This window comes from Bacillus methanolicus MGA3, assembly GCF_000724485.1.
Classification (GTDB): Bacteria; Bacillota; Bacilli; order Bacillales; family Cytobacillaceae; genus Bacillus_Z; species Bacillus_Z methanolicus_A.
Map to the genome: position 1 here is coordinate 1,154,377 of NZ_CP007739.1, position 24,797 is coordinate 1,179,173.

The 24,797-nt window shown below is 39.6% G+C and carries 25 protein-coding genes; 24 read left to right on the plus strand and 1 reads right to left on the minus strand.

Annotated elements, in window-relative coordinates; genetic code table 11:
* Positions 1–29: 29 nt before the first annotated feature.
* From rlmN to spoVM, 7 genes are all read left to right on the plus strand, one after another.
* A complete protein-coding gene (gene rlmN, locus BMMGA3_RS05710) occupies positions 30–1,079 on the plus strand; it encodes a dual-specificity RNA methyltransferase RlmN (RefSeq protein WP_185762576.1) in 1,050 nt (349 codons plus the stop codon).
* A gap of 4 nt (positions 1,080–1,083) precedes the next feature.
* On the plus strand, positions 1,084–1,842 hold the full coding sequence (locus tag BMMGA3_RS05715; RefSeq protein ID WP_003348966.1) for a Stp1/IreP family PP2C-type Ser/Thr phosphatase: 759 nt from the start codon (positions 1,084–1,086) through the stop codon (positions 1,840–1,842).
* The gene (gene pknB, locus BMMGA3_RS05720; protein ID WP_003348967.1) at positions 1,839–3,812 is read left to right on the plus strand and encodes a Stk1 family PASTA domain-containing Ser/Thr kinase; all 1,974 of its coding nucleotides are present in this window, start codon (positions 1,839–1,841) and stop codon (positions 3,810–3,812) included. The genes BMMGA3_RS05715 and pknB overlap by 4 nt, the downstream gene beginning before the upstream one ends.
* Positions 3,813–3,826: 14 nt before the next feature.
* Positions 3,827–4,708, plus strand: a complete 882-nt coding sequence (rsgA, locus tag BMMGA3_RS05725) for a ribosome small subunit-dependent GTPase A (protein ID WP_003348968.1) — start codon at positions 3,827–3,829, stop codon at positions 4,706–4,708.
* A gap of 2 nt (positions 4,709–4,710) precedes the next feature.
* Positions 4,711–5,355 (plus strand): ribulose-phosphate 3-epimerase, encoded by a 645-nt coding sequence (rpe, locus tag BMMGA3_RS05730; RefSeq protein WP_003348969.1) that lies wholly within the window; start codon positions 4,711–4,713, stop codon positions 5,353–5,355.
* 232 nt (positions 5,356–5,587) lie between these two features.
* Positions 5,588–6,235, plus strand: coding sequence for a thiamine diphosphokinase (locus BMMGA3_RS05735; RefSeq protein ID WP_003348971.1), 648 nt, complete (start codon positions 5,588–5,590; stop codon positions 6,233–6,235).
* A 92-nt stretch (positions 6,236–6,327) separates the two neighbouring features.
* Positions 6,328–6,408: a stage V sporulation protein SpoVM gene (gene spoVM / locus BMMGA3_RS05740; RefSeq protein WP_003348972.1), complete on the plus strand. Its 81-nt coding sequence runs from the start codon at positions 6,328–6,330 to the stop codon at positions 6,406–6,408.
* Between the two features lie 165 nt (positions 6,409–6,573).
* On the opposite strand, the gene rpmB is transcribed toward spoVM, so the two are convergent.
* Positions 6,574–6,762 carry a 50S ribosomal protein L28 gene (gene rpmB / locus BMMGA3_RS05745; RefSeq protein WP_003348973.1) on the minus strand — a complete coding sequence of 63 codons (189 nt, stop codon included), beginning with the start codon at positions 6,760–6,762 and terminating at the stop codon, positions 6,574–6,576.
* Positions 6,763–7,079: 317 nt separating this feature from the next.
* Here rpmB and BMMGA3_RS05750 point away from each other — a divergent pair, with 317 nt between their 5' ends.
* The 17 genes from BMMGA3_RS05750 to BMMGA3_RS05830 all read left to right on the plus strand — a co-directional run bounded on the left by BMMGA3_RS05750 (position 7,080) and on the right by BMMGA3_RS05830 (position 24,710).
* Positions 7,080–7,442 carry an Asp23/Gls24 family envelope stress response protein gene (locus tag BMMGA3_RS05750; RefSeq protein ID WP_003348974.1) on the plus strand — a complete coding sequence of 121 codons (363 nt, stop codon included), beginning with the start codon at positions 7,080–7,082 and terminating at the stop codon, positions 7,440–7,442.
* Positions 7,443–7,458: 16 nt separating this feature from the next.
* Positions 7,459–9,138, plus strand: coding sequence for a DAK2 domain-containing protein (locus BMMGA3_RS05755; RefSeq protein WP_003348976.1), 1,680 nt, complete (start codon positions 7,459–7,461; stop codon positions 9,136–9,138).
* Positions 9,139–9,201: 63 nt separating this feature from the next.
* Positions 9,202–9,864: an L-serine ammonia-lyase, iron-sulfur-dependent subunit beta gene (sdaAB, locus tag BMMGA3_RS05760; protein WP_003348978.1), complete on the plus strand. Its 663-nt coding sequence runs from the start codon at positions 9,202–9,204 to the stop codon at positions 9,862–9,864.
* A 67-nt stretch (positions 9,865–9,931) separates the two neighbouring features.
* Entirely contained in the window at positions 9,932–10,810 is an 879-nt protein-coding gene (sdaAA, locus tag BMMGA3_RS05765; RefSeq protein ID WP_003348980.1) for an L-serine ammonia-lyase, iron-sulfur-dependent, subunit alpha, read from the plus strand.
* Positions 10,701–12,860 (plus strand): ATP-dependent DNA helicase RecG, encoded by a 2,160-nt coding sequence (recG, locus tag BMMGA3_RS05770; RefSeq protein WP_237712880.1) that lies wholly within the window; start codon positions 10,701–10,703, stop codon positions 12,858–12,860. Before sdaAA ends, recG begins: the two co-directional genes overlap by 110 nt.
* Before the next feature lie 294 nt (positions 12,861–13,154).
* On the plus strand, positions 13,155–13,727 hold the full coding sequence (gene fapR, locus BMMGA3_RS05775) for a transcription factor FapR (protein WP_003348984.1): 573 nt from the start codon (positions 13,155–13,157) through the stop codon (positions 13,725–13,727).
* 7 nt (positions 13,728–13,734) lie between these two features.
* Positions 13,735–14,742 carry a phosphate acyltransferase PlsX gene (gene plsX, locus BMMGA3_RS05780; RefSeq protein ID WP_003348986.1) on the plus strand — a complete coding sequence of 336 codons (1,008 nt, stop codon included), beginning with the start codon at positions 13,735–13,737 and terminating at the stop codon, positions 14,740–14,742.
* Between the two features lie 13 nt (positions 14,743–14,755).
* Positions 14,756–15,700, plus strand: coding sequence for an ACP S-malonyltransferase (gene fabD, locus BMMGA3_RS05785; RefSeq protein WP_003348987.1), 945 nt, complete (start codon positions 14,756–14,758; stop codon positions 15,698–15,700).
* Positions 15,700–16,443, plus strand: a complete 744-nt coding sequence (fabG, locus tag BMMGA3_RS05790) for a 3-oxoacyl-[acyl-carrier-protein] reductase (protein WP_003348989.1) — start codon at positions 15,700–15,702, stop codon at positions 16,441–16,443. The genes fabD and fabG overlap by 1 nt, the downstream gene beginning before the upstream one ends.
* Positions 16,444–16,526: 83 nt before the next feature.
* Entirely contained in the window at positions 16,527–16,760 is a 234-nt protein-coding gene (locus tag BMMGA3_RS05795; protein WP_003348991.1) for an acyl carrier protein, read from the plus strand.
* An 89-nt stretch (positions 16,761–16,849) separates the two neighbouring features.
* Complete coding sequence (gene rnc, locus BMMGA3_RS05800; protein ID WP_003348993.1) at positions 16,850–17,608, plus strand: ribonuclease III; 759 nt, start codon at positions 16,850–16,852, stop codon at positions 17,606–17,608.
* A gap of 24 nt (positions 17,609–17,632) precedes the next feature.
* Positions 17,633–21,202 carry a chromosome segregation protein SMC gene (gene smc, locus BMMGA3_RS05805; RefSeq protein ID WP_003348995.1) on the plus strand — a complete coding sequence of 1,190 codons (3,570 nt, stop codon included), beginning with the start codon at positions 17,633–17,635 and terminating at the stop codon, positions 21,200–21,202.
* 58 nt (positions 21,203–21,260) lie between these two features.
* On the plus strand, positions 21,261–22,250 hold the full coding sequence (gene ftsY / locus BMMGA3_RS05810; protein ID WP_003348997.1) for a signal recognition particle-docking protein FtsY: 990 nt from the start codon (positions 21,261–21,263) through the stop codon (positions 22,248–22,250).
* Between the two features lie 137 nt (positions 22,251–22,387).
* The gene (locus BMMGA3_RS05815) at positions 22,388–22,720 is read left to right on the plus strand and encodes a putative DNA-binding protein (protein ID WP_003348999.1); all 333 of its coding nucleotides are present in this window, start codon (positions 22,388–22,390) and stop codon (positions 22,718–22,720) included.
* Positions 22,721–22,732: 12 nt separating this feature from the next.
* Positions 22,733–24,085, plus strand: coding sequence for a signal recognition particle protein (ffh, locus tag BMMGA3_RS05820; RefSeq protein ID WP_003349001.1), 1,353 nt, complete (start codon positions 22,733–22,735; stop codon positions 24,083–24,085).
* A 110-nt stretch (positions 24,086–24,195) separates the two neighbouring features.
* On the plus strand, positions 24,196–24,468 hold the full coding sequence (gene rpsP, locus BMMGA3_RS05825) for a 30S ribosomal protein S16 (protein WP_003349002.1): 273 nt from the start codon (positions 24,196–24,198) through the stop codon (positions 24,466–24,468).
* An 11-nt stretch (positions 24,469–24,479) separates the two neighbouring features.
* The gene (locus tag BMMGA3_RS05830) at positions 24,480–24,710 is read left to right on the plus strand and encodes a KH domain-containing protein (protein WP_003349003.1); all 231 of its coding nucleotides are present in this window, start codon (positions 24,480–24,482) and stop codon (positions 24,708–24,710) included.
* The last annotated feature ends 87 nt before the right edge of the window (positions 24,711–24,797 follow it).

A 24,797-nucleotide genomic window follows, 5' to 3' on the forward strand; every position in this document is an offset into this window, starting at 1 on the left:
TAGCAACTGAGAAAAATACTGTACAAGAAATGAAGAAACCTTCCATTTATTCATTACAGCTTCACGAATTAAAGGAATGGTTACAAACGCATAACGAAAAGGCTTTTCGTGCTGAGCAAATTTTTGATTGGCTGTACAAAAAAAGAGTTTCTGATTTTGCAGAAATGAGCAACTTGTCAAAAACATTAAGAGAAAAGCTTAAGGAGCATTTTACACTGACAACTTTAAAGACGATTATTAAGCAGACGTCACTTGACGGAACGATCAAATTTTTATTTGAATTGAGTGATGGATTTTCGATTGAAACGGTATTAATGCGCCATAATTATGGAAATTCGGTTTGTGTGACGACACAGGTCGGCTGCAGAATTGGCTGTACATTTTGTGCATCCACACTTGGAGGATTAAAGCGTAATTTAGAAGCAGGGGAAATTGTCGCACAGGTCGTAAAGGTACAACAGGCTCTTGATGAAACGGGAGAACGCGTAAGCTCAATCGTCATCATGGGAATTGGCGAACCTTTTGACAATTATGATCAGATGCTATCGTTTCTAAAAATCGTCAATCATGAAAAAGGGCTAAATATCGGTGCACGCCATATTACTGTTTCAACGAGCGGAATTATACCGAAAATTTATCAGTTTGCTGATGAAAACATGCAAATCAATTTTGCGATTTCGCTCCATGCGCCAAATTCAGAACTAAGAAGCAGGCTGATGCCTATTAATAGAGCTTATAAGCTGCCTGATTTAATGAAAGCTGTGCGTTACTATATTGAGAAAACGGGCAGAAGGGTAAGCTTTGAATATGGATTATTTGGAGGGGTCAATGACCAGGCAGAACATGCCGAAGAACTTGCAAATCTCATTAAAGGCATCAAGTGCCATGTAAACTTGATTCCTGTCAATTATGTTCCTGAAAGAAATTATGTCAGAACCCCGAGAAATCAGATTTTTAAATTTGAGAAAATATTAAAAGAACACGGCATTAACGTAACAATTCGCAGAGAGCACGGTCATGACATAGATGCGGCATGTGGACAACTTCGTGCAAAGGAGCGGAAAGAGGAGACGAGGTGATTGGATGAAAGCTGTTTTTATGACAGACCGCGGAAAAATACGACAGCATAACGAAGATAATGGCGGTATTTATACAAATCGTTCAGGCCAGCGCCTTGCCATCGTCGTTGATGGCATGGGCGGTCATAGGGCCGGCGATGTAGCAAGTGAAATGGCATTGCTTAATTTAAAAGAATTTTGGGAACAATCTGATAGAATTGCCACTGCCGAACAAGCAGAAGAATGGCTGAAGAAGCATATTGAGAAAATCAACCAAATATTGTTTAATCATTCGAAAAGCCATACGGAATGTGAAGGAATGGGAACAACGATTGTTGCTGCAATTAGTACTGACAAATTTTCAACAATAGCCAATATTGGCGACAGCCGCTGTTATATTTTAAACGAAAGCGGGTTTAAGCAGTTAACGGAAGACCATTCTCTTGTTAATGAATTGCTTCGTTCCGGTCAAATATCAAAAGAAGATGCAGAACACCATCCAAGGAAAAACGTCCTTTTAAGGGCACTTGGAACCGAGGAATCTGTTGAAATGGACATTAGAACAATCATCTTTGAAGAAGGAGACATTTTGCTTCTTTGTTCCGACGGTCTTTCCAATAAGGTCAGCCAAGCAGAAATGGAAGATGTTTTAAAGAGCGAACGGAGCTTGGAAGATAAAGCAACTGAATTAATTAAGCTCGCTAATGATTACGGCGGTGAGGATAATATCACCCTTGTCATTGTAGAGTTCTCGGACGGCAGTGAGTTGGTGAATCAAGGATGATTGGAAAAAGAATAAGTGGTCGTTATAAGATTTTGAAAATGATTGGCGGGGGCGGAATGGCTAACGTATATTTAGCCCATGATATGATTCTTGACCGGGATGTTGCCGTGAAAATGCTCCGCCTTGATTTTGCCAATGATGAAGAATTTATTCGGCGTTTTCATCGGGAAGCGCAATCCGCTACAAGCCTGGCTCACCCGAACATTGTCAGCATTTATGATGTGGGTGAAGAGAACGATCTTTATTATATTGTCATGGAATATGTCGACGGCCAAACGTTAAAGCAATACATACTGCAAAATTCGCCCATTCCGACCGAGACTGCACTTGAAATCATGCAACAGCTGACATCTGCAATCTCACATGCCCACCAAAATGATATTGTCCACCGTGACATTAAACCGCATAATATTTTACTTGACAAAAATGGAAATGTAAAAGTTACTGATTTTGGGATCGCGATGGCTTTGAGTGCGACAAGCATCACCCAGACGAATTCAGTGCTCGGCTCCGTTCATTACCTTTCTCCTGAACAGGCAAGGGGAGGTATGGCAAATAAAAAATCAGACATCTATTCTCTTGGAATTGTTATGTTTGAAATGCTTACTGGAAGGCTTCCTTTTTCGGGTGAATCAGCCGTATCGATCGCATTGAAACACTTGCAGTCGGAAACCCCTTCTTTGAAACGATGGAATTCATCTATTCCGCAAAGTGTTGAAAATGTTGTTTTAAAAGCAACAGCGAAAGATCCTTTCCATCGTTACGACAGTGTGGATGAAATGGAAGAAGATATCAGGACCGCTTTGGATCCTGACCGAATAAATGAAGAAAAATTTGTTATACCAAATGATGATGAAGCAACAAAAGCCATTCCAGTTATTACAAAAGACCGGACTTTTGATAATTTTGATGAAACAATTATCCATAGAAAAGATACAAATTCTTCTGTAGAACCACTTCAAAATAAACAAGGAAAAAACGATATAAAAATAGAGAAGAAAAAGAAATGGCCATGGATATTAGTTTCTATATTTATTCTTTTAATGATATCTGGAGTGTTAACTGTTACAGTTGTTCCAAAGCTGCTCTTTCCAGATGAGGTAAAAGTGCCTGATGTGACAGGAATGGATGTAGATAAGGCGAAATCGAAATTGATAGAAGCAAAATTTGTCATTGGGGAAACAAAAAAAATAACCTCTGATGAAATTGATGAAGGCCTTGTTGTAAAAACAGACCCGCAAGCCGGAAAAATGGTGAAAGAAGGAACAACGATTGATATTTATCAAAGCATTGGGAAGAAAAAATTCGAAATGTCTGACTATACAGGACGCCGATATGATGATGTCATCCGTATTCTGGAAAATAAAAGTTTCAAAGATATTTCAAAAAATGATGTTTATGATGATAGTGAACCAGGAACGATTATTGATCAAAATTTTTCTGATGGTGAAGAAGTTGTTCCAGAAGAGACAAGACTGGAATTTACAGTCAGCAAAGGACCGGAATTTATCATTTTAAAGGATTTAAGGGATCTAAATGCGAAGGGGGTCCAGGATTATGCGGATTCTGTCGGATTAAAGGTCGATATGTCGAAGGAAGAATATCATGATACCATTCCGAAGGGCTTTGTCATTTCTCAAGTACCGAAAGCTGGGGCACAATTGGTAAAGGGCGACACGATTACCGTTGTGTTATCGAAAGGAAAGAAAGAAATTCCTCCAAAAACAGTTATTAAAGAAATTACAATCCCATATGAGCCTACTCAAGAGGGACAGCCTCAAGAAGTTCAGATTTATGTTGAAGATATGACTCGAAGCATGGCAGAACCTTATGAAACTTTGTATATTACAGAAACAAAAAAATTGAGTCTTGATTTGATAATAGAGTCTGGAAAAAAAGCCGAATATAAAGTAATTAGAGATAAGAGTGTGCTTATGGATGAAGTCATTCCATATCCTGAAGAGCAATAACAAGGAGTGATGCTATGCCAGAAGGCAAAATTATAAAAGCTTTAAGTGGTTTTTACTATGTTTTGGGCGATGATGGAATCATCCAGTGCCGCGGAAGAGGAGTTTTTAGGAAAAATAAAATTACTCCGTTAGTCGGAGATAATGTTGTTTATCAAGCTGAGAACGAAACCGATGGGTATATTTTGGAGATAAAAGAAAGGAAAAATGAACTTGTAAGGCCTCCAATTGCAAATGTAGATCAGGCCATCTTAGTTTTTTCTGCTGTTGAACCGGATTTTAGCACTGCACTTTTGGACCGGTTTCTTGTTCTCGTTGAGTTCAACAATATTAAGCCAATTATTTGTATTACAAAAATGGATTTAGTTGATGAAGAAAAAGAAGAAAAAATCAATAAGTATGCTTTTGAATACCGAAAAGCAGGCTACGACGTTTTGTTAATATCTTCAAAAAAAGCCATTGGAATCGGCGATTTATTTCCACATTTAGAAGGCAAAATTTCTGTTGTGGCAGGTCAATCAGGTGTAGGAAAATCATCTTTATTGAATGCGCTTAAGCCTGAGCTTGAGCTGAAAACGAATCAAATATCAACCCATCTCGGCAGGGGAAAACATACGACAAGGCACGTCGAATTGATTGAAATTGGTAATGGGCTTGTTGCTGATACGCCCGGATTTAGTTCTCTTGAATTGATTGATATTGAGCCGGAAGACTTGAATTCTTGCTTCCCTGATTTTGCTGTATTAAGTGAAGAATGCAGATTCAGGGGCTGCCTTCATATATCAGAGCCAAAATGTGCGGTTAAGGCTGCAGTTGATGAAGGAAAAATTCCTGCTTATCGTTACGATCACTACAAAGAATTTCTTCAAGAAATCAAAGATAGAAAGCCGAGGTACTAGCGATGATAAAGATTGCACCTTCAATTCTGTCAGCAGATTTTTCAAAACTTGCGGAAGAAATAAAGGATGTCGAACAAGCGGGAGCTGATTACATACATGTCGATGTCATGGACGGTCATTTTGTACCGAATATTACATTCGGGCAGCTTATTGTTGAAGCAATTCGACCTGTTACGAAGCTGCCGCTCGACGTCCATTTAATGATTCAACATCCGGATCAATATATTGAAACATTTGCCAAAGCGGGAGCAGATTACATAACCGTTCATGTGGAGGCTTGTCCTCATCTGCATCGCACCATTCATTTGATAAAGTCATTTGGTGTCAAAGCAGGTGTCGTCCTTAATCCTTCAACTCCTGTTGAAACAATTAAGCATATTATTGATGATGTGGATATGGTATTGCTCATGTCTGTCAATCCTGGTTTCGGGGGACAGAATTTTATTCCAAATGTCATTGAAAAGATTAAACAAGTAAAAGAAATGGCAATTTCAAAAAACTTAAGCGTCGAAATTGAAGTAGACGGCGGAGTGAATAACGAAACAGCAAAACATTGTATTGAAGCCGGAGCAGACGTGTTAGTAGCAGGATCCGCCGTATTTTCGCAAAAAGACCGTAAAAAAGCCATATCTGCTTTAAGAGGATAACACGGGAGCAGTTGGACATCATCTTTATACTTTCTATAAAAGTCAGTCAGTCGAAGGGTTGGCTTCTTATAAAACTTATAAAAATTGATCCTGCCACAGAGCCTGAATTCTGTGGTATTTTTTTAGGAAAACTTGAATTGGCTCATAAATTCCCGAAACTGGCTCATAAATCTTAAAAACTGGCTCATAAATGATCAAAATTATCAGTTTAATTTTTGCAAAGGTGATGATTATGGAGATTAACATTCTGGGTGGAGGGCCTGAAGAGTTATTGCCTGATTTGTCCGAGTTTCAACAGAACGGCAATCTATGGGTAGGAGTAGACAGGGGAGTGTATACACTTTTATCTAAAGGCATTACCCCTTTTATGGCATTTGGGGATTTTGATTCTGTAACAGCAGATGAATTAAAGGAAATCGAAAAACATGTGCACGATTTAAAAAAATTCAAGGCTGAAAAGGATGAAACCGATATGGAATTGGCTTTAAATTGGGCGCTCAGGCAGCGGCCAGAAAAAATTCGGCTTTTTGGAGCAACAGGCGGAAGGCTCGATCATTTTTTGGCCAATGTACAGCTTCTTTTGAAGCCAGTATTAAGAAATATTGAATTAAATATAGAAATAATTGATAAAAAGAATCATATTTCAATAAAATCACCTGGCAGTTATGAAATGAAAATACGCAATGATAGAAAATATGTTTCATTCATCCCGATGTCTCCTTTTGTTAAAGGGCTCACCCTCGAAGGCTTTAAATATCCATTAAAAGATCATTCTATACCAATGGGATCAACTCTATGTGTTAGTAATGAACTTATTAGTGATTATGGTACTTTTTCTTTTAGCGAAGGCATATTAATGGTGATAAGGAGTCAAGATTAAGACACTTGGCCATGAGCAACGCCACAAATTTTGAATATGATGAAAAGTATATGAGATGTAAGGTACAGCGTGAGAGAGTGAGGAGGGACAGTATGAAATTTTATACGATTAAACTGCCGAAATTTTTAGGCGGTCTTGTCCGTGCAATGTTGGGGGCCTTTAAGAAAGGATAATTACGTTATAAAATAGATGAAATCCACTCATTTCTGTTTCCCGGACAGACAACCTTATAAGGAAATAATTTTTAGGCGCCCTCAAGCGGGGTGCTGTTTTATTTTTCAAATGAAAAGAGGCTGACCCTTTGGTTATAGTCAGCCTCTATAATTCTTGATATACACTTACACTCTTTGTACTTTTCCGGATTTAAGAGCTCTTGCAGAAACCCAAACACGTTTAGGCTTTCCGTCTACAAGAATGCGGACTTTTTGAAGGTTTGGACCCCATGTACGCTTGCTTGCGTTCATAGCGTGGGAACGCGAATTACCGGAACGAGTTTTCTTACCAGTGATTACACATTGACGCGGCATATCTATTTCCCTCCTAACTTACAAAGCTGAAACGAATGTTTATGCTTTTATTTGCAATTATTGCCAGAAATAAATCTGACCCGATTTAGAAAAACGCAATTGTCTTGAGTTTTTCTGTTCAATTAAGACACTTTAATAATTTATCATACAAACTGTTTGAATGCAATAGTTGTCATGAAAGCTTTCAAGAAAAAATCCTTGACATAGCTGATATATTCATGTCTTATAATAAGATAGGGCAAGTATGACTTTTAAAAAAATGATCCTTATAGTAAAATGTGTGTAGCCAAGGAGCAAATCCAAAGGGGGAACGTATCATGTCCATTGAACTAAGAACAAAGTACGGGCAAATAGATATTTCGAATGAAGTAATCGCAACAATTGCTGGTGGTGCAGCAATTGACTGCTATGGGATTGTCGGAATGGCTTCGAAAAACCAAATTAAAGATGGTTTGACTGAAATACTGCGAAAAGAAAATTTTACCCGCGGTGTGATCGTTCGCCAGGAAAATGATGAAGTACATATTGACATGTATATTATAGTTAGTTATGGAACGAAAATTTCCGAGGTTGCCCACAACGTACAATCTAAGGTTAAATACACACTTGATAAAACAGTGGGGCTTGCCGTTGACTCGGTAAATATTTACGTTCAAGGTGTTCGTGTAACGAACCCGTAGTGAGGAGGAAAGATTTGTGTCAATAACAGTTTTAGACGGAAAACGTTTCGCCGAAATGGTTATACAGGGCGCTAATCATTTAGCAGCCAATGCAAAAATAGTGGATGCATTAAACGTTTTTCCTGTTCCCGACGGCGATACGGGAACAAACATGAATTTGTCCATGACTTCCGGAGCAAAGGAAGTTAAAAATAATGTACAGGACCATATTGGGAAAGTAGGAACAGCACTTTCAAGAGGTTTGTTAATGGGAGCTCGCGGAAATTCCGGTGTAATATTATCCCAGCTTTTTCGTGGCTTTGCAAAATATATTGAAAATAAATCTCAATTAGATGGGAAAGAATTTGCCGCTGCATTAGAAGCAGGAGTTGAAACTGCATACAAGGCTGTTATGAAACCAGTCGAAGGGACAATCCTAACTGTTGCGAAAGATGCAGCAAAAAAAGCTGTTCAAGTGGCTAAAAAAGAAAAAGATCTTGTTGTCATAATGGACGAAGTTGTGAAAGAAGCAAAAGCTTCTCTTAACAGAACCCCTGACCTTCTTCCTGTTTTGAAAGAGGTAGGAGTTGTTGATAGCGGCGGACAGGGTCTTGTTTTTGTTTATGAAGGATTTCTTTCAGAATTGAAAGGAGAAAAACTTCCTGAATCCGCATCACATCCAAGCATGGAGGAACTCGTAAACGCCGAACACCATAAAAGTGCCCAAAGCCATATGAATACAGAGGATATAAAATATGGCTACTGTACAGAATTCATGGTCAAGTTTGAACAAGAAAAACTGAAAAAAAATCCATTTTCGGAAGAAACTTTCCGTCAAGACTTAAGTAAATACGGAGATTCCTTGCTTGTCATCGCTGATGAAGAGCTTGTGAAGGTACATATTCATTCAGAACAGCCTGGCGAAGTTTTAACATATGGACAAAGGTACGGAAGCCTTATCAATATGAAAATCGAAAATATGCGAGAGCAGCATGCCAACATTGTCGGTGAAACAAAAACACCATTAGTTGCAGAAATGGCGCTACAGAATAAAGAAAAAAGAGAGTATGGAATAGTCACTGTTTCAATGGGATCCGGCATCGCCGAACTATTCCGAAGCATCGGAGCCCATGCCGTCATCGAAGGCGGACAGACAATGAATCCTAGTACAGAGGATATTGTAAAAGCCATTAAAAATGTACATGCAAAGAAAGTCATTATCCTTCCAAACAATAAAAACATTGTAATGGCCGCACAGCAAGCTGCTGAAGTTTCTGAGGAGCAGGTAGTAGTAATCCCTTCCAAAACAGTGCCTCAGGGAATGTCAGCGCTGCTCGCTTTTAATCCGGGAGTGGAACTTGAAGAAAATGAAAAGGCCATGATGGAAGCAATGAAACATGTAAAAACAGGGCAAATCACGTTTGCTGTACGCGATACAAATATAGACGGTCTAGAAATCGAAAAAGATGATTTTATGGGCATTGCTGATGGAAAAATTGTTATTAAGAGCAAAGATAAAGTGAAAGCAGCAAAGGAGCTGCTTAACCATATGCTTGATGAAGAGGCAGAAATCTTGACAATTTTAACAGGTGAAGATGCTAAAGAAGAAGAAGTAGCCAAGCTTGTTGAATATATTGAAAGTAAGTATAAAGATATTGAAATTGAAGTTCATGACGGCGGACAGCCACTTTATTCATTCATATTTGCGATTGAATGAGATGGAAATAGAAGGGGTTATCCCTTCTATTTCCATGTTATAAGAGAAAAGGAGAAAATTAACATGAAATATAAAAGTGTTTTTGATATTATCGGCCCTATCATGATTGGTCCATCAAGTTCCCACACTGCCGGGGCAGCAAGAATAGGACGGGTGGCAAGAAGTCTTTTTGGCCGCGAACCGAAATGGGCAAAAATATCTTTTTATGGCTCGTTTGCCCAAACTTATAAAGGCCATGGGACTGATGTTGCGATTGTAGGCGGCCTTCTCGATTTTGATACTTTTGATGAGCGAATTATAAAATCACTCGAAATTGCAAAAGAGAAAGGTATAAACATTGAGTTTATTGAAGAAACTGCCGTTACCGATCATCCGAATACAGCAAGAATTAGAATCGGAGATGATCAAGGCGATTTAGAACTTGTCGGGATATCGATTGGCGGAGGAAAAATTGAAATTATTGAATTAAATGGTTTTAAGTTAAAGCTGTCAGGCCATCACCCGGCAATCCTTGTTGTTCATAATGACCGATTCGGAGCAATAGCGGCAGTATCAAACATTCTTGCAAATCATCAATTGAATATAGGCCATATGGAAGTTTCTCGAAAGGAAAAAGGGAAGCTTGCATTAATGACGATAGAGGTTGATCAAAACATTGACCAACATGTGATCCAAGAAATAGAAAAATTACCAAACATTATCAAGGTAACAAAAATTGTTGATTAAGGTTGCATGATTATGGTAGCGCTTACAAATGTTAGTTTTAGCGGTATAACAAGGAGGAAAAACACTCATGTTCCGAAATGTAGCTGAACTGGTAGAACTTGCTGTTCGTCAAAATAAAAAAATTTCCGAAATCATGATTGAACAAGAAATGGAAGTGACCGGCCGATCAAGAGAAGAGATTATAGCCCAGATGGAAAAAAACCTTGCCGTAATGGAACAAGCGGTTGAAAAAGGACTAAAAGGAGTTATGTCGCATTCAGGTTTGACCGGCGGCGATGCTGTTTTATTGCAAAAGTATATTGAAAAAGGGAATTTTTTGTCAGGGGAAACGATTCTAGATGCAGTAAGCAAAGCTGTTGCAACGAATGAAGTAAATGCTGCAATGGGGACCATTTGCGCAACTCCGACTGCCGGTTCAGCTGGTGTAGTTCCCGGGACATTGTTTGCTGTAAAGAATAAATTAAATCCAACAAGAGAACAAATGGTTGCATTTCTTTTTACGGCAGGTGCATTTGGGTACGTAGTTGCAAACAATGCTTCCATTTCAGGTGCTGCTGGCGGATGCCAGGCAGAAGTCGGGTCTGCTTCAGGAATGGCAGCAGCTGCAATCGTAGAAATGGCCGGAGGAACTCCTGAACAATGTGCAGAAGCAATGGCCATAACATTAAAAAATATGCTAGGATTAGTATGTGACCCGGTGGCTGGTTTAGTTGAAGTTCCATGTGTAAAGCGAAACGCTATGGGAGCAGCTAATGCGATGGTCGCTGCGGATATGGCTTTAGCTGGCATTAAAAGCCGAATTCCGTGTGATGAGGTCATTGACGCCATGTTTAAAATTGGCCAATCGATGCCAACGGCACTTAAAGAAACAGCACAGGGAGGTTTGGCGGCAACTCCGACAGGTCAGAAGCTTCAAGCGAAGATCTTCGGAATACCGCTTAATTAAAGTGAATGATAAGCTAAATCAATCTGTAACTGCGATAAAAGGTATTGGTGAAGAAACTGCTCAAATGTTAGCGGAGATGAATATTTTTACGGTTAACGATCTATTTGAACATTTTCCATATCGCTATGAAGATTATCGGCTTCGGGATTTAGCTGAAGTGAAGCATGAGGAAAGAGTAACAGTAGAAGGGAAGGTTCATAGCGAGCCTTCTCTTGTCTATTATGGCAGAAAAAAATCGAAGTTAACAATCAGGTTATTAGTTAATAGATACTTAATACAGGTCATCTTTTTTAATCAGCCTTATTTAAAAAATAAGATTGCCATCAATGACACCATTACTATAACGGGTAAATGGGACCAACACAGGCAAACGATTACGGCGAGCAGCATCCAAATGGGTCCTTATTCAAAGACAAAAGAATTTGAACCTGTCTATGCGGTGAAAGGAAAAATAACGGTTAAAGGCTTCAGAAGATTTATGAATCTTGCTTTCTCTCAATTTGGAGAATATATTCATGAGACCCTTCCCCTTTCTTTATTAAAAAAATACAAACTTATGAATCGCAGAGATGCTTTTAAGATGATGCATTTTCCTTTGACGAGTGAAGATGTTAAGCAGGCAAGACGCCGATTTGTTTATGAAGAATTTTTATATTTTCAATTAAAAATGCAGGCCCTTAGAAAGTTTGAACGGGAAAACTCGATCGGAGTTATTCAAAAATACGATTTGAAAAAGGTAAAACAATTTATTTCTTCTCTGCCTTTTTCGTTGACAAAAGCCCAAAAAAGGGTAACGAATGAAATTCTTTCTGACATGAAATCTCCGTTCCGTATGAATCGTCTTCTACAGGGCGATGTCGGTTCTGGAAAGACGGCGGTGGCAACAATTGCTCTTTTTGCATGTGTTACGGCAGGGTTTCAGGGTGCTTTAATGGTTCCTACTGAAATTTTAGCGGAACAGCATGCTGAATCGATTACAAGATTGCTAGAGCCGTTCGGGATTCGTTGTGAATTGCTGACAAGTGCCATAAAAGGCAAGCGCCGCCGGGAGATTTTACAGTTATTGCAAGCTGGAGAGATTGATGTATTAATCGGAACGCATGCACTTATCCAAGATGAAGTGCATTTTCATAAGCTTGGACTCGTCATTACGGATGAACAGCATCGTTTCGGAGTTGAACAAAGAAGGATTCTTAGAGAAAAAGGAGAGAATCCGGATGTTCTATTTATGACAGCTACCCCGATTCCTAGAACTTTGGCGATTACAGTCTTTGGAGAGATGGATGTTTCAGTTATTAATGAAATGCCTGCAGGGAGAAAAACAATCGAAACGTATTGGGCAAAGCACGAGATGCTTGACCGCATCCTCGCTTTTATGGAAAAAGAACTTTCAAAAGGGCGGCAGGCTTATGTGATTTGTCCGTTAATAGAAGAATCGGAAAAGCTTGATGTTCAAAATGCGATTGATGTATACAATCAATTAACTGGCTATTTTCAAGGTCGATATAGAGTAGGGCTGATGCATGGCAGGCTGCATTCTGAAGAAAAAGAAGCAGTCATGAAAGCTTTCAGTAAGAATGAAGTTCATATCCTTGTTTCAACAACTGTCATTGAAGTTGGCGTCAATGTTCCGAATGCTACTGTGATGGTTATTTATGATGCAGAACGCTTTGGGCTTGCCCAGCTCCACCAGCTTCGCGGCAGGGTTGGAAGAGGCAGTGAACAATCTTATTGTATTTTGCTTGCCGATCCAAAAACGGAAGTTGGAAAAGAAAGAATGCGGATTATGACAGAAACAAATGACGGTTTTGTGCTCAGCGAAAAAGACCTTGAACTTCGCGGACCGGGTGACTTTTTTGGCAAAAAACAAAGTGGGCTTCCGGAATTTAAAGTTGCTGACATGGTCCATGACTACAGGGCGCTTGAAACGGCGAGAAATGATGCTGCAAGACTGATTCAAATGAAAGAATTTTGGGAGTTCCCTGAATATGCCTGCCTACGAAACCATCTATATCAATCCGGTGCTTTATCAGGCGAAAAACTTGATTAACATGGATAGGAGGAGTCATTATTGCTGCCTCCTTTTTTTACTTTTTAAGGAAAGTTTATTTTTGTTAAAGCAGAAAAAAGTTTTTAGATTAATTTAGTAGTCTAGCTCCAGCGCCTAGCCCCTCGAGGTCGCTTCGGTCCTGCTGATGAAGTCAAAAAGCGACTTCATCAGCAGGACCTCCAGCGCTTGTCGGGGCTAACCAAGGCGCTTGCGCATTTCTTATTGCAATATGAATTTTAAAATTATATACTACTATTAGTACCTAGTCTTAATATCTATCGGATGGTGTAAACAATGAGGCGAAGCAAGAAAGAACGGCAGCAGTTGTTATCTGAAACAATTAAGGAAAATCCGTTTGTAACAGATGAGGAATTAGCAGAAAAATTTTCTGTAAGTGTCCAGACCATTCGATTGGACAGGCTGGAGCTGTCGATTCCTGAGTTAAGAGAACGAATAAAAAGTGTTGCTGAAAAGCGCTTTGAAAATGAAGTAAGATCACTTCCGATTGAAGAAGTAATCGGTGAGATTATTGATATAGAATTAGATAAAAGCGCCATTTCCATTTTTGATGTGAAAAAGGAACATGTATTCAGCAGGAATAAAATCGCGAGAGGACATCATTTGTTTGCTCAGGCCAATTCTCTGGCCGTTGCTGTTATCAATGATGAATTGGCTTTAACAGCAAAAGCGAATATTCAGTTTACGAGATCGGTTAAAGAAAACGAGCGGGTTATTGCAAAAGCAAAAGTAACAAAAATTGATCAGGAAAGCGGCCGAACATTTGTAGAAGTGAATAGTTATGTCAATAATGAACTTGTGTTCAAAGGCCAGTTTGAGATGTTCCGGTCAAAAAATAAAAAAGGATGATACTTACATGAAATTGGCAATCGATGCAATGGGAGGCGACCATGCCCCTAAAGAAATTGTGCTTGGAGCATTGAAAGCGGTAAACGCTTTTCATGATATACATATTACTCTTGTCGGTGATGAGCAGAAAATCAGAGAGTATTTAAATGATCATGAAAGAATTGAAGTTCATCATACAGATGAAGTCATTTTAGGTACTGATGAACCGGTACGGGCAGTAAGAAGAAAAAAGAATGCTTCCATGGTGGTTGCTGCAAAACTGGTAGCAGATGGACATGCGGATGCGTGCATTTCTGCAGGCAATACGGGAGCTCTGATGGCAGCTGGACTTTTTGTTGTTGGACGAATTAAAGGAATTGAACGACCGGCATTGGCGCCAACTTTACCGACCATTGGCGGTGAAGGATTCATAATGCTCGATGTCGGCGCCAACGCTGACGCTAAGCCTGAGCACCTTCTTCAATATGCGATCATGGGTTCAATCTATAGTGAAAAGGTAAGAGGAATTTCCAAACCGAGAGTTGGCCTCCTTAATATTGGGACAGAAGAAAAAAAAGGAAATGAATTAACAAAGCAATCTTTTGAATTGCTGCATAATGCCGATATTCATTTTATCGGGAACGTAGAAGCACGCGACTTATTGGAAGGAGCTGCTGATGTTGTCGTCACTGATGGATTTACAGGAAATATGGTGTTAAAGACGATTGAAGGAACTGCATTGTCACTGTTTAAAATGCTAAAAAGCGCTTTGACGGCAAGTATAAAAAGCAAGCTGGCAGCAGCAGTCCTAAAGCCTGACTTAGTTAAGCTTAAAAGCAAAATGGATTACTCTGAGTATGGCGGTGCCGGTTTATTTGGCTTGAAGGCACCGGTTATAAAAGCGCATGGTTCCTCAGATGCGAATGCAGTTTTTCACGCCATCCGCCAGGCGCGGGAAATGGTTAATAAAAATGTAACAGGCACAATAATAGAAACAATAGAATTCAAGCTGCCGCAATTCCAAGATGAACGTTGAAAGGGGATTCTTCATGGGTAAAATTGCATTTCTTTTTCCAGGACAAGGTTCGCAAACTGTCGGTATGGGCAAAGCTCTTGCTGAATCCGACAGCACTATTATGGAAATCTTTGAGCGAGCCGACGAAACTTTAAACTTTAAGTTATCAAACATTATTTTTGAAGGCCCGCAGGAAGAACTAACATTAACAACAAATGCCCAGCCTGCTTTATTAACAACGAGTATTGCCATTCTTCAATATTTTAAAAAGTCCGGAATCAACCCCGATTTTGTTGCCGGACATAGTCTTGGAGAGTATTCAGCACTTGTTGCTGCAGGGGCTTTTTCATTTGAAGAAGGCGTCCGGGCTGTCAGAAAAAGAGGAGAATATATGGAGGAAGCCGTTCCAAACGGAGAAGGAACAATGGCAGCCGTACTTGGTCTAGACCGCGAAACCCTAACAGAAGTAACTGCTTCAGTAACGGCGGCCGGACATACTGTTCAGCTAGCCAATTTGAATTGTCCGGGACAAATTGTGATTTCCGGCTCAAAACAAGGTGTTGAATTAGCTGGCCAAAAAGCAAAAGAAAAAGGCGCAAAAAGGGTCATTCCATTGGAAGTAAGCGGACCGTTCCATTCAGTCTTAATGAAACCTGCTGCTGAAAAATTTCAATCGGTGCTCAATGAAATGAGCATCAAGGATGCAAAGGTGCCTGTTATTTCAAATGTAACAGCTAACCCAATGACAGCTGCTTCTGAAATAAAGGAAAAGCTCATTGAACAATTATATTCTCCAGTATTATGGGAAGATTCTGTCCGTAAAATGATTGAACTCGGTGTAGACACATTTATTGAAATGGGTCCCGGAAAAGTATTAACAGGTCTTGTAAAAAAAGTTGAACGATCTGTTAAAACATTTGCAGTATCTGATGAAGACAGCTTTAAAGCTGTGATCGAAGTGATGAAGGAGGAATTCTAATGAAATTAGAAGGAAAAGCGGCCCTTGTAACAGGGGCTTCTAGAGGAATAGGGCGTGAGATTGCACTTGAATTGGCAAGACAAGGGGCGGATGTAGCAGTTAATTATTCAGGAAGCGAAGCAAAAGCGAATCAGGTAGTCGAAGAAATTAAAGCACTTGGCAGAAATGCTTTTGCTGTTCAATGCAATGTTGCTGATTCAGAATCTGTTTCAAACATGGTGAAAGTGACAATTGAAACTTTTGGAAAGTTGGACATCCTTGTAAATAACGCAGGAATTACAAAAGATAACCTTTTGATGAGGATGAAGGAAGAGGAATGGGATGAAGTAATTAATATAAATCTTAAAGGTGTCTTTCTTTGCACAAAGGCTGTCACTAGACAGATGATGAAACAGCGAAGCGGGAGAATTATAAATATTTCTTCCATAGTCGGCGTCAGCGGAAATCCCGGGCAGGCAAATTATGTGGCGGCAAAATCGGGTGTCATTGGATTAACAAAAACAGCTGCCAAAGAACTGGCTTCCAGAGGAATCACGGTTAACGCAGTTGCACCTGGCTTCATAACGACTGATATGACTGACAAATTGGCTGATGACATTAAAGCCGAAATGCTGAAACAAATTCCTCTGGCAAAATTAGGCGAACCGAGTGATGTTGCAAAAGTAGTTGCATTTCTTGCCTCTGACGACAGCCGTTACATGACAGGCCAGACTCTGCACGTTGACGGCGGTATGGTCATGTAATAAAAAAATGATCAAAAATACAAGAGAAGCATTTATTATTTTTTTAAAATGCAATATAATGGCTTGAGGGGAGGTGAACAAGCATGGCAGATGTATTAGAACGTGTTACAAAGATCATTGTAGATCGCCTTGGTGTTGATGAATCTCAAGTGACTCTTGAGGCATCTTTTAAAGATGATCTTGGTGCCGATTCCCTTGATGTAGTTGAACTTGTTATGGAATTAGAGGACGAGTTCGAAATGGAAATTTCTGACGATGATGCTGAAAAAATTGCTACAGTGGGTGACGCTGTAAATTACATAAAAAGCCGAATGTAATCGTTGGAACAAAGAAAAGCTCCGTGTAATGCGGGGCTTTCTTCTATAAAGTGAAGCAATGTGTAAATTAATAGCAAGGTGGAGGCACTATGCGCAAAAATAAAGATAATCAGAAAAGAACATTACGCGCAAAAGATAAACAATTTAAAGAGTTTCAAGAAAGAATTGGAATTAATTTTGAAGATGAGAAATTGCTAAAACAAGCATTTACCCATTCATCCTATGTGAATGAGCATCGCAAAAAGCCATATGAAGACAATGAAAGGCTTGAATTTTTAGGAGATGCAGTACTAGAGTTAACTGTTTCACAATTTCTTTTTAAAAAATACCCGATGATGAGTGAAGGAGAGCTTACGAAATTGCGGGCGGCAGTCGTATGCGAACCATCTTTGGTCTCTTTTGCCAATGAACTTTCATTTGGAGAGCTGGTTTTACTTGGCAAAGGGGAAGAAATGACCGGAGGAAGAGAAAGGCCTGCTCTCCTTGCTGATGTTTTTGAGGCCTTCATCGGCGCTTTATATCTGGATAAAGGAATTGAAACAGTTACAAAGTTTTTAGAGATGGTTGTATTTCCTAAAATTAATGCCGGTGCTTTTTCTCATGTGATGGATTACAAAAGCCAGCTTCAAGAACTTGTTCAAAGGGACGGTGCAGGGACGATTGAATATCGGATTTTACAAGAAAAAGGTCCGGCTCATAATCGGGAATTCGTTTCCCTTGTTACACTCAACAAAGTGGAATTAGGGACAGGAACAGGCCGGTCCAAGAAAGAAGCAGAACAGCATGCTGCCCAAATGGCACTGGAAAAGCTTAAAGCACATTTAGAAGGCAACTCATTAGAAGAGTGACTATATGATTAGGTGGGATAAGAAGTGTTTCTAAAGCGATTGGATGTGGTCGGCTTTAAGTCGTTTGCAGAACGAACAGCCGTAGATTTCGTTCCCGGTGTGACAGCTGTGGTAGGACCAAACGGAAGCGGGAAAAGCAATATAACGGACGCCATTCGCTGGGTGCTAGGTGAACAGTCGGCAAAATCCCTCCGCGGTGCAAAAATGGAAGATATTATATTTGCGGGCAGCGATTCCAGAAAACCGCTAAACTTTGCAGAGGTTACATTAACACTTGATAACGAAGACCAGTTTTTGCCTATCGAATATAATGAAGTCAGTATAACAAGAAGAGTGTACCGTTCCGGAGAAAGTGAATTTTTTATTAACAAACAAGCTTGCCGTTTAAAAGATATTATCGATTTATTTATGGATACAGGGCTTGGCAGAGAAGCATTCTCCATTATTAGCCAGGGGAAGGTCGAAGAAATTTTAAACAGCAAGGCGGAAGACAGACGCACGATTTTTGAAGAAGCTGCAGGTGTGTTGAAATATAAATCAAGAAAGAAAAAGGCTGAAGCAAAGTTAACAGAAACGCAGGAAAACTTAAATCGTGTAAATGACATAATGCATGAACTTGAAAGCCAGATTGAGCCCTTAAAAATTCAGGCTTCCATTGCAAAAGAATACTTGGAGAAAAAAGAAGAACTAGAAAAATTTGAAATTGCGCTTACCGTTTATGAAATAGAAGATCTTCATGCACAATGGGAACAGTTGTCGAAACAGCTGGAACAACATCAGAAAGATGAACTAAAGCTGTCTTCAGATCTTCAAGTAAAAGAAGCAAAAATCGAAGAGATCCGTGATCATATAGCTGCGATTGATGAATCAATCAGTGAGCTGCAAACTGTTCTTCTTCATGCGAGTGAAGAGCTTGAAAAATTGGAGGGGCGAAAAGAAGTATTAAAAGAAAGAAAGAAAAATGCTTCACAAAACAAGGAACAGCTTGAAAAAAACATGGAAGAATTAACCGCAAAGCTGGAAATTCTGAAAAAGCAAAAAAGAGAGCAAGAAACTGCAGCTGCGAGACTTTCGCAGGAAATAAAGCAGCTAGAACAAAAACTGCTTGAAAAACAAGAGCAATTAAAATTATTTACTGAAAACATTGATGAAAAAATAGAATCGTTAAAAAGTGATTACATTGAACTCTTAAATGAACAGGCTAGCGCCAAAAACGAACTTCTCTATATTGAGCAGCAGCTTGAACAGCAAAATGCAAGAAATAAGAGAATAGACAATGAGAATGAAAAATTTCTTGATGAACGAAGGAAAATTCAAGAAAGAAAAAAGGAAGTTATGTCTTCTCTGAACGATGCGAAAAAAAGGCTCGAAAATCATGTCCATTTCTATATGGAAGAGCAAAAAAAACTTGAGGCTCTAAAAAATAATTATCAAAAGCAGGAAAAGACGCTTTATCAAGCATATCAATATTTGCAACAAGCGAAATCCCGCAAAGATATGTTAGAAGAAATGGAAGAAGAGTATTCCGGGTTTTTTCAAGGTGTCAAGGAAGTTTTAAAAGCCCGCCAGTCTAAACTTCAAGGCATCATAGGTGCTGTAGCAGAACTAATCCGCGTTCCAAAGGAATACGAGGTTGCGATTGAAACAGCTCTTGGAGGAGCAATGCAGCATATCGTCGTTGATTCGGAACAAAGCGGGAGAGCGGCGATTCAATTTTTAAAAAAGAATTCTTATGGAAGAGCGACGTTCCTTCCGGTAAATGTCATTAAAGGAAAACAGCTGTCTTCTGCACAAATGAAGGCTATTGAAAATCATCCTTCTTTTGTGGGCGTTGCAGCGAATTTAGTCCAATATGACAGCAAGTATGAAAATATTATTTTAAATCTTTTAGGACATGTAGTTATTGCGAAAGATTTAAAAAGCGCGAATGAAATGGCTAAGTTATTACAATATAGATACCGTATCGTCACGCTGGAAGGCGATATTGTAAATCCTGGCGGTTCGATGACAGGAGGTGCAGCTAAACAAAAAACAAATTCTCTTTTAAGCAGAAAAGGAGAACTTGAAGAATTAAAGGCAAAGTTAACAGAGATGGAACTAAAAACAGAGAAACTGGAATCTCATGTGAAACGCCTTAAAGAAGACATTCAGCTACTTGAAAACAAGCTTGAAGATATGAGAAAAATAGGAGAGGCGCTCCGCTTTAAGGAACAGTCATACAAGGTTGAACTGCGTGAAGTTGAAATGGCCGAAAAGAATATTAATGAACGGCTGGCCCTTTACGATATGGATAAGGTTCAGTATAAAGAAGAGTTGGAAAAGCTGCTATCGAGAAAAAAAGAGCTTTTAATGAAGCTTGATTCGTATGTTTCTTCAATTTCTGATCTGGATAAAGAGATTTCTGTATTGACCGAACGCAAAAATCATGAAATCGTTTCAAAGGAGACAATTGCAACTGAAATCTCCGATCTTAAAGCTGAATTTGCTGCAAAAAAACAAGAGCTCCGTCATGCAAAAGAAAAGATTGAGAGAATTGTCGCAGATTTAGCAGAAACCGAAAAAAAGCTTGCAGCCTATCAAGAGGACTTGGAGCTTCTTTCATCAGAGATGACAGACAGTTCTTCTGGAGAAGTTCAGCTGGAAGAAGCTGCAAAACGTAAATTGCAGGATAAAGATGAAACAATGAAACTCATCTCTTCAAGACGTGAAGAACGAATGAAGTTACAGGCTGAGTTGGAAGATGCGGAGATCGAAGTAAAAGAACTTAAACGTCAACACAGAGGCCTTGTTGTTGTATTAAAAGATGAAGAAGTAAAATTAAACAGGATTGATGTCGAGCTCGAAAACAGACTGGCCCATCTTCGGGAAGAGCATCTCCTCACCTTTGACGGTGCTAAAGAACAATTTCCTCTAACAATACCTCTTGAGGAAGCCCGAAAAAAAGTAAAACTTCTTAAGCTTGAAATAGAGGAATTGGGAACCGTGAACCTTGGTGCAATTGAAGAATATGAAAGGGTTTCTGAACGCTATGAATTTTTGTCGGAACAGAAGAGAGACTTACAGGAAGCGAAAGATACTTTGTTACAGGTCATCGATGAAATGGATGAAGAAATGAAAAAACGTTTTGAACAGACCTTTAATGGAATTCGCACTCATTTTGAATCCGTATTTAGAGCTTTATTCGGTGGAGGAAGAGCCGATTTAAAATTAACTGATCCGGATGACCTGTTAAATACCGGAATTGAAATTGTGGCCCAGCCGCCAGGGAAAAAATTGCAAAATCTCGGGCTTTTATCTGGCGGAGAAAGGGCGTTGACTGCCATCGCTTTGCTTTTTTCGATACTTAAAGTCCGTCCTGTTCCATTCTGCATACTGGATGAAGTGGAAGCTGCGCTTGACGAAGCTAATGTAACCCGTTTTAGCCAGTATTTAAAAAGATACAGCTCTGAAACTCAATTTATTGTGATAACTCATAGAAAAGGCACGATGGAAGGTGCAGATGTCCTCTATGGTGTAACGATGCAGGAATCCGGAGTTTCTAAGCTTGTTTCCGTAAGGCTTGCGGAAACGAACGATTTTCTACAAACATCTTGATATCCCTTATTAGCTAGTTAACTGCTGAAATTGATTACGAAGAAAAGGAAGTGAAGAAATGAGTTTCTTCAAGAAATTAAAAGAAAAGATCACGAAACAAACAGACAGTGTTACAGAGAAGTTTAAAGAAGGATTAGCGAAGACACGGGACAGTTTTGCTGGAAAGGTAAATGATCTTGTTGCACGCTACCGTAAAGTAGATGAAGAGTTTTTTGAGGAGCTTGAAGAAATTCTCATTCAAGCCGATGTTGGTTTTGATACCGTAATGGAATTAATTGACGAATTAAAAATGGAAGTAAAACGCCGCAACATTCAGGACCCGAATGAAATGCAGGCAGTCATCTCTGAAAAGCTTGTCGATATTTACAAAGGTGAAGAAGAAGGAACTTCTGAATTAAATCTTCAGGAAGACGGCCTCACTGTGATTCTTTTTGTTGGCGTCAATGGTGTTGGAAAAACAACGACGATTGGAAAGCTTGCCCATAAATTTAAATCGGAAGGAAAAACAGTATTAATGGCAGCAGGGGACACTTTCCGAGCCGGTGCCATTGAACAACTTGAGGTTTGGGGAGAGCGTGTCGGTGTTGAAGTCATTAAACAGGGAGCAGGTTCAGATCCTGCTGCTGTGATGTATGATGCGATCCGAGCCGCAAAATCTCGAAAAGCTGATATTTTGCTTTGCGACACTGCAGGAAGGCTTCAAAATAAAGTGAACTTAATGAAGGAATTAGAAAAAGTGAAGCGGGTTATAGAACGGGAAATTCCCGGAGCACCGCATGAAGTTCTGCTTGTCGTTGATGCTACGACAGGACAAAATGCAATGATCCAGGCCAAAACTTTCAAAGAGGCTACAAATGTTACGGGAATTGTCTTAACAAAACTTGATGGAACAGCTAAAGGCGGAATAGTCCTTGCGATTCGAAACGAACTGAACATTCCGGTAAAATTTGTCGGCCTCGGTGAAAAAATGGATGATCTTCAAGTATTTGATGCAGAAAAATATGTTTATGGTTTATTTGCAAATCTCATTGATAAGGAAACGGTTTAATAATAGGAAATTCCGTTTGAATTCGGGAAGTATCCTAATTTACAAAAGTTGATGTAAAGATATTTCCTTGACATGATCCAGAGGTCTGTGTAAACTGTTTTTGTAAAGGCTTTTCACTTAACAAGGGGGGATGAGCGGTGCTTGAAAAAACAACGCGGATAAATTATTTGTTTGATTTTTATCAATCGTTGTTAACTCCAAAGCAGCGCAGTTACATGTCCTTATATTATTTGGACGATTACTCCCTCGGCGAGATTGCCGAAGAATATGATGTTAGCCGTCAGGCGGTGTACGATAACATCAAAAGGACTGAAGCAATGCTCGAAGAGTATGAGGAAAAGCTGTTATTATTTCAAAAATTTCAAGAGCGAAGCAAACTGATTTCCAAAATGAAAGAGCTGATAAATGAAGATCATTCGTCTAACCGTGCTCTTTTGGATCTTATCTCCGAGCTTGAGAAATTAGATTAGGAGGCGGCATGAATGGCATTTGAAGGATTGGCCGACCGACTGCAAAAGACAATTCAAAAGATCCGCGGAAAAGGAAAAGTAACCGAAGCGGATGTAAAAGAAATGATGCGCGAAGTTCGTCTTGCCCTTTTAGAAGCAGACGTAAACTTTAAAGTCGTCAAAGAATTTGTGAAAAAGGTCAGTGAACGCGCCGTAGGCCAAGAAGTAATGAAAAGCTTAACACCGGGCCAGCAAGTCATAAAAGTCGTCAAAGAAGAACTGACCGAATTAATGGGTGGAGAGCAAAGCAAAATAGCTGTTTCAAACCGCCCGCCCACCGTCATCATGATGGTTGGACTGCAAGGAGCAGGAAAAACAACGACAACAGGGAAATTGGCCAATTTGCTTCGGAAAAAATATAACCGAAAGCCAATGCTCGTTGCGGCTGATATTTACCGTCCTGCGGCGATAAAACAGCTTGAGACCTTGGGCAAACAGCTGAATATACCTGTTTTTTCACTCGGTGACCAAGTGAGCCCTGTGGAAATTGCAAGACAGGCAATCGCGAAAGCAAAAGAAGAGCATCATGACTATGTTTTAATTGATACTGCGGGCCGTCTGCATGTCGACGAAGCATTAATGGCTGAATTAAAAGAAATGAAAGAAATTGCCAAACCGGATGAAATTTTTCTCGTTGTCGATGCAATGACAGGGCAAGATGCTGTAAACGTAGCCCAGAGCTTTAACGAACAACTCGGATTGACGGGCGTCGTTTTAACCAAGCTTGATGGAGATACACGGGGCGGTGCTGCGTTATCCATTCGTGCTGTTACTCAAACTCCCATTAAGTTTGTCGGTTTAGGAGAAAAAATGGATGCTCTTGAGCCGTTCCATCCGGAAAGAATGGCTTCAAGAATTCTAGGGATGGGCGATGTGCTCACATTAATTGAAAAAGCCCAAGCTACCGTTGATGAAGAAAAAGCAAAAGAACTCGAAAAGAAGTTTCGAACAGCTTCATTTACGCTTGATGATTTTCTTGAACAGCTCGGCCAAGTTCGAAAAATGGGGCCGCTTGAAGAGCTTCTGAAAATGATGCCAGGTGCTAATAAGATTAAGGGTCTAAACAATTTAACGATCGATGAAAAGCAGATCGCACATGTTGAGGCGATCATCAAATCAATGACAAAGGAAGAAAAGATCCATCCGGAAATCATTAACGCCAGCAGGCGGAAACGGATTGCAAAAGGCAGCGGAACGACCATTCAGGAAGTCAACCGGCTGTTGAAGCAATTTGAGGAAATGAAGAAAATGATGAAACAAATGACCGGAATGCAGCAAAAAGGAAAAAGAAAAGGCGGCTTCAAGTTGCCGTTTAATCCTTTTTAACTTGGCTTCATTCGTATTTGTTGTGTGTTAAGAAAAAAACCTTTACAAAATGTATTTCTGTTTGATATTATAATATCTTGTGTGAAACTATTCGGAGGTGCTTATTTAATATGGCAGTAAAAATTCGTTTAAAACGTATGGGAGCTAAAAAATCTCCTTTTTATCGTATTGTAGTAGCTGATTCTCGTTCTCCTCGTGACGGTCGTTTCATTGAAACTGTGGGTACTTACAATCCTGTTACTGAGCCAGCTCAAATCGAAATCAATGAAGAATTGGCTCTTAAATGGTTGCAAAACGGTGCAAAACCATCAGACACAGTTCGCAATCTTTTCTCTAAACAAGGAATCATGGAAAAATTCCATAACGCTAAAAACAGCAAGTAATTGCAGTTGAAATGAAGGAATTAATTGAAACAATTGTTAAGCCCCTTGTTGATTTTCCGGAAGATGTTCAAGTGGATGTCCTTGAGGAGGATCATCGCGTAACCTATCAGCTTTCTGTCAACAAGAATGACATGGGGAAAGTAATCGGAAAGCAAGGGCGCGTTGCAAAGGCGATTCGAACTGTTGTCTATGCAGCAGGATCATCACAACAAAAGAAGATATTTCTAGAGATCAGTGAATAGATGGAAGAGCTTCGCGTCTAAATTAGGCGTTGCAGCTTTATAATCATCACTAGCAACTAGTTCAAAAAGAAGGAGGGGTGACCCCTC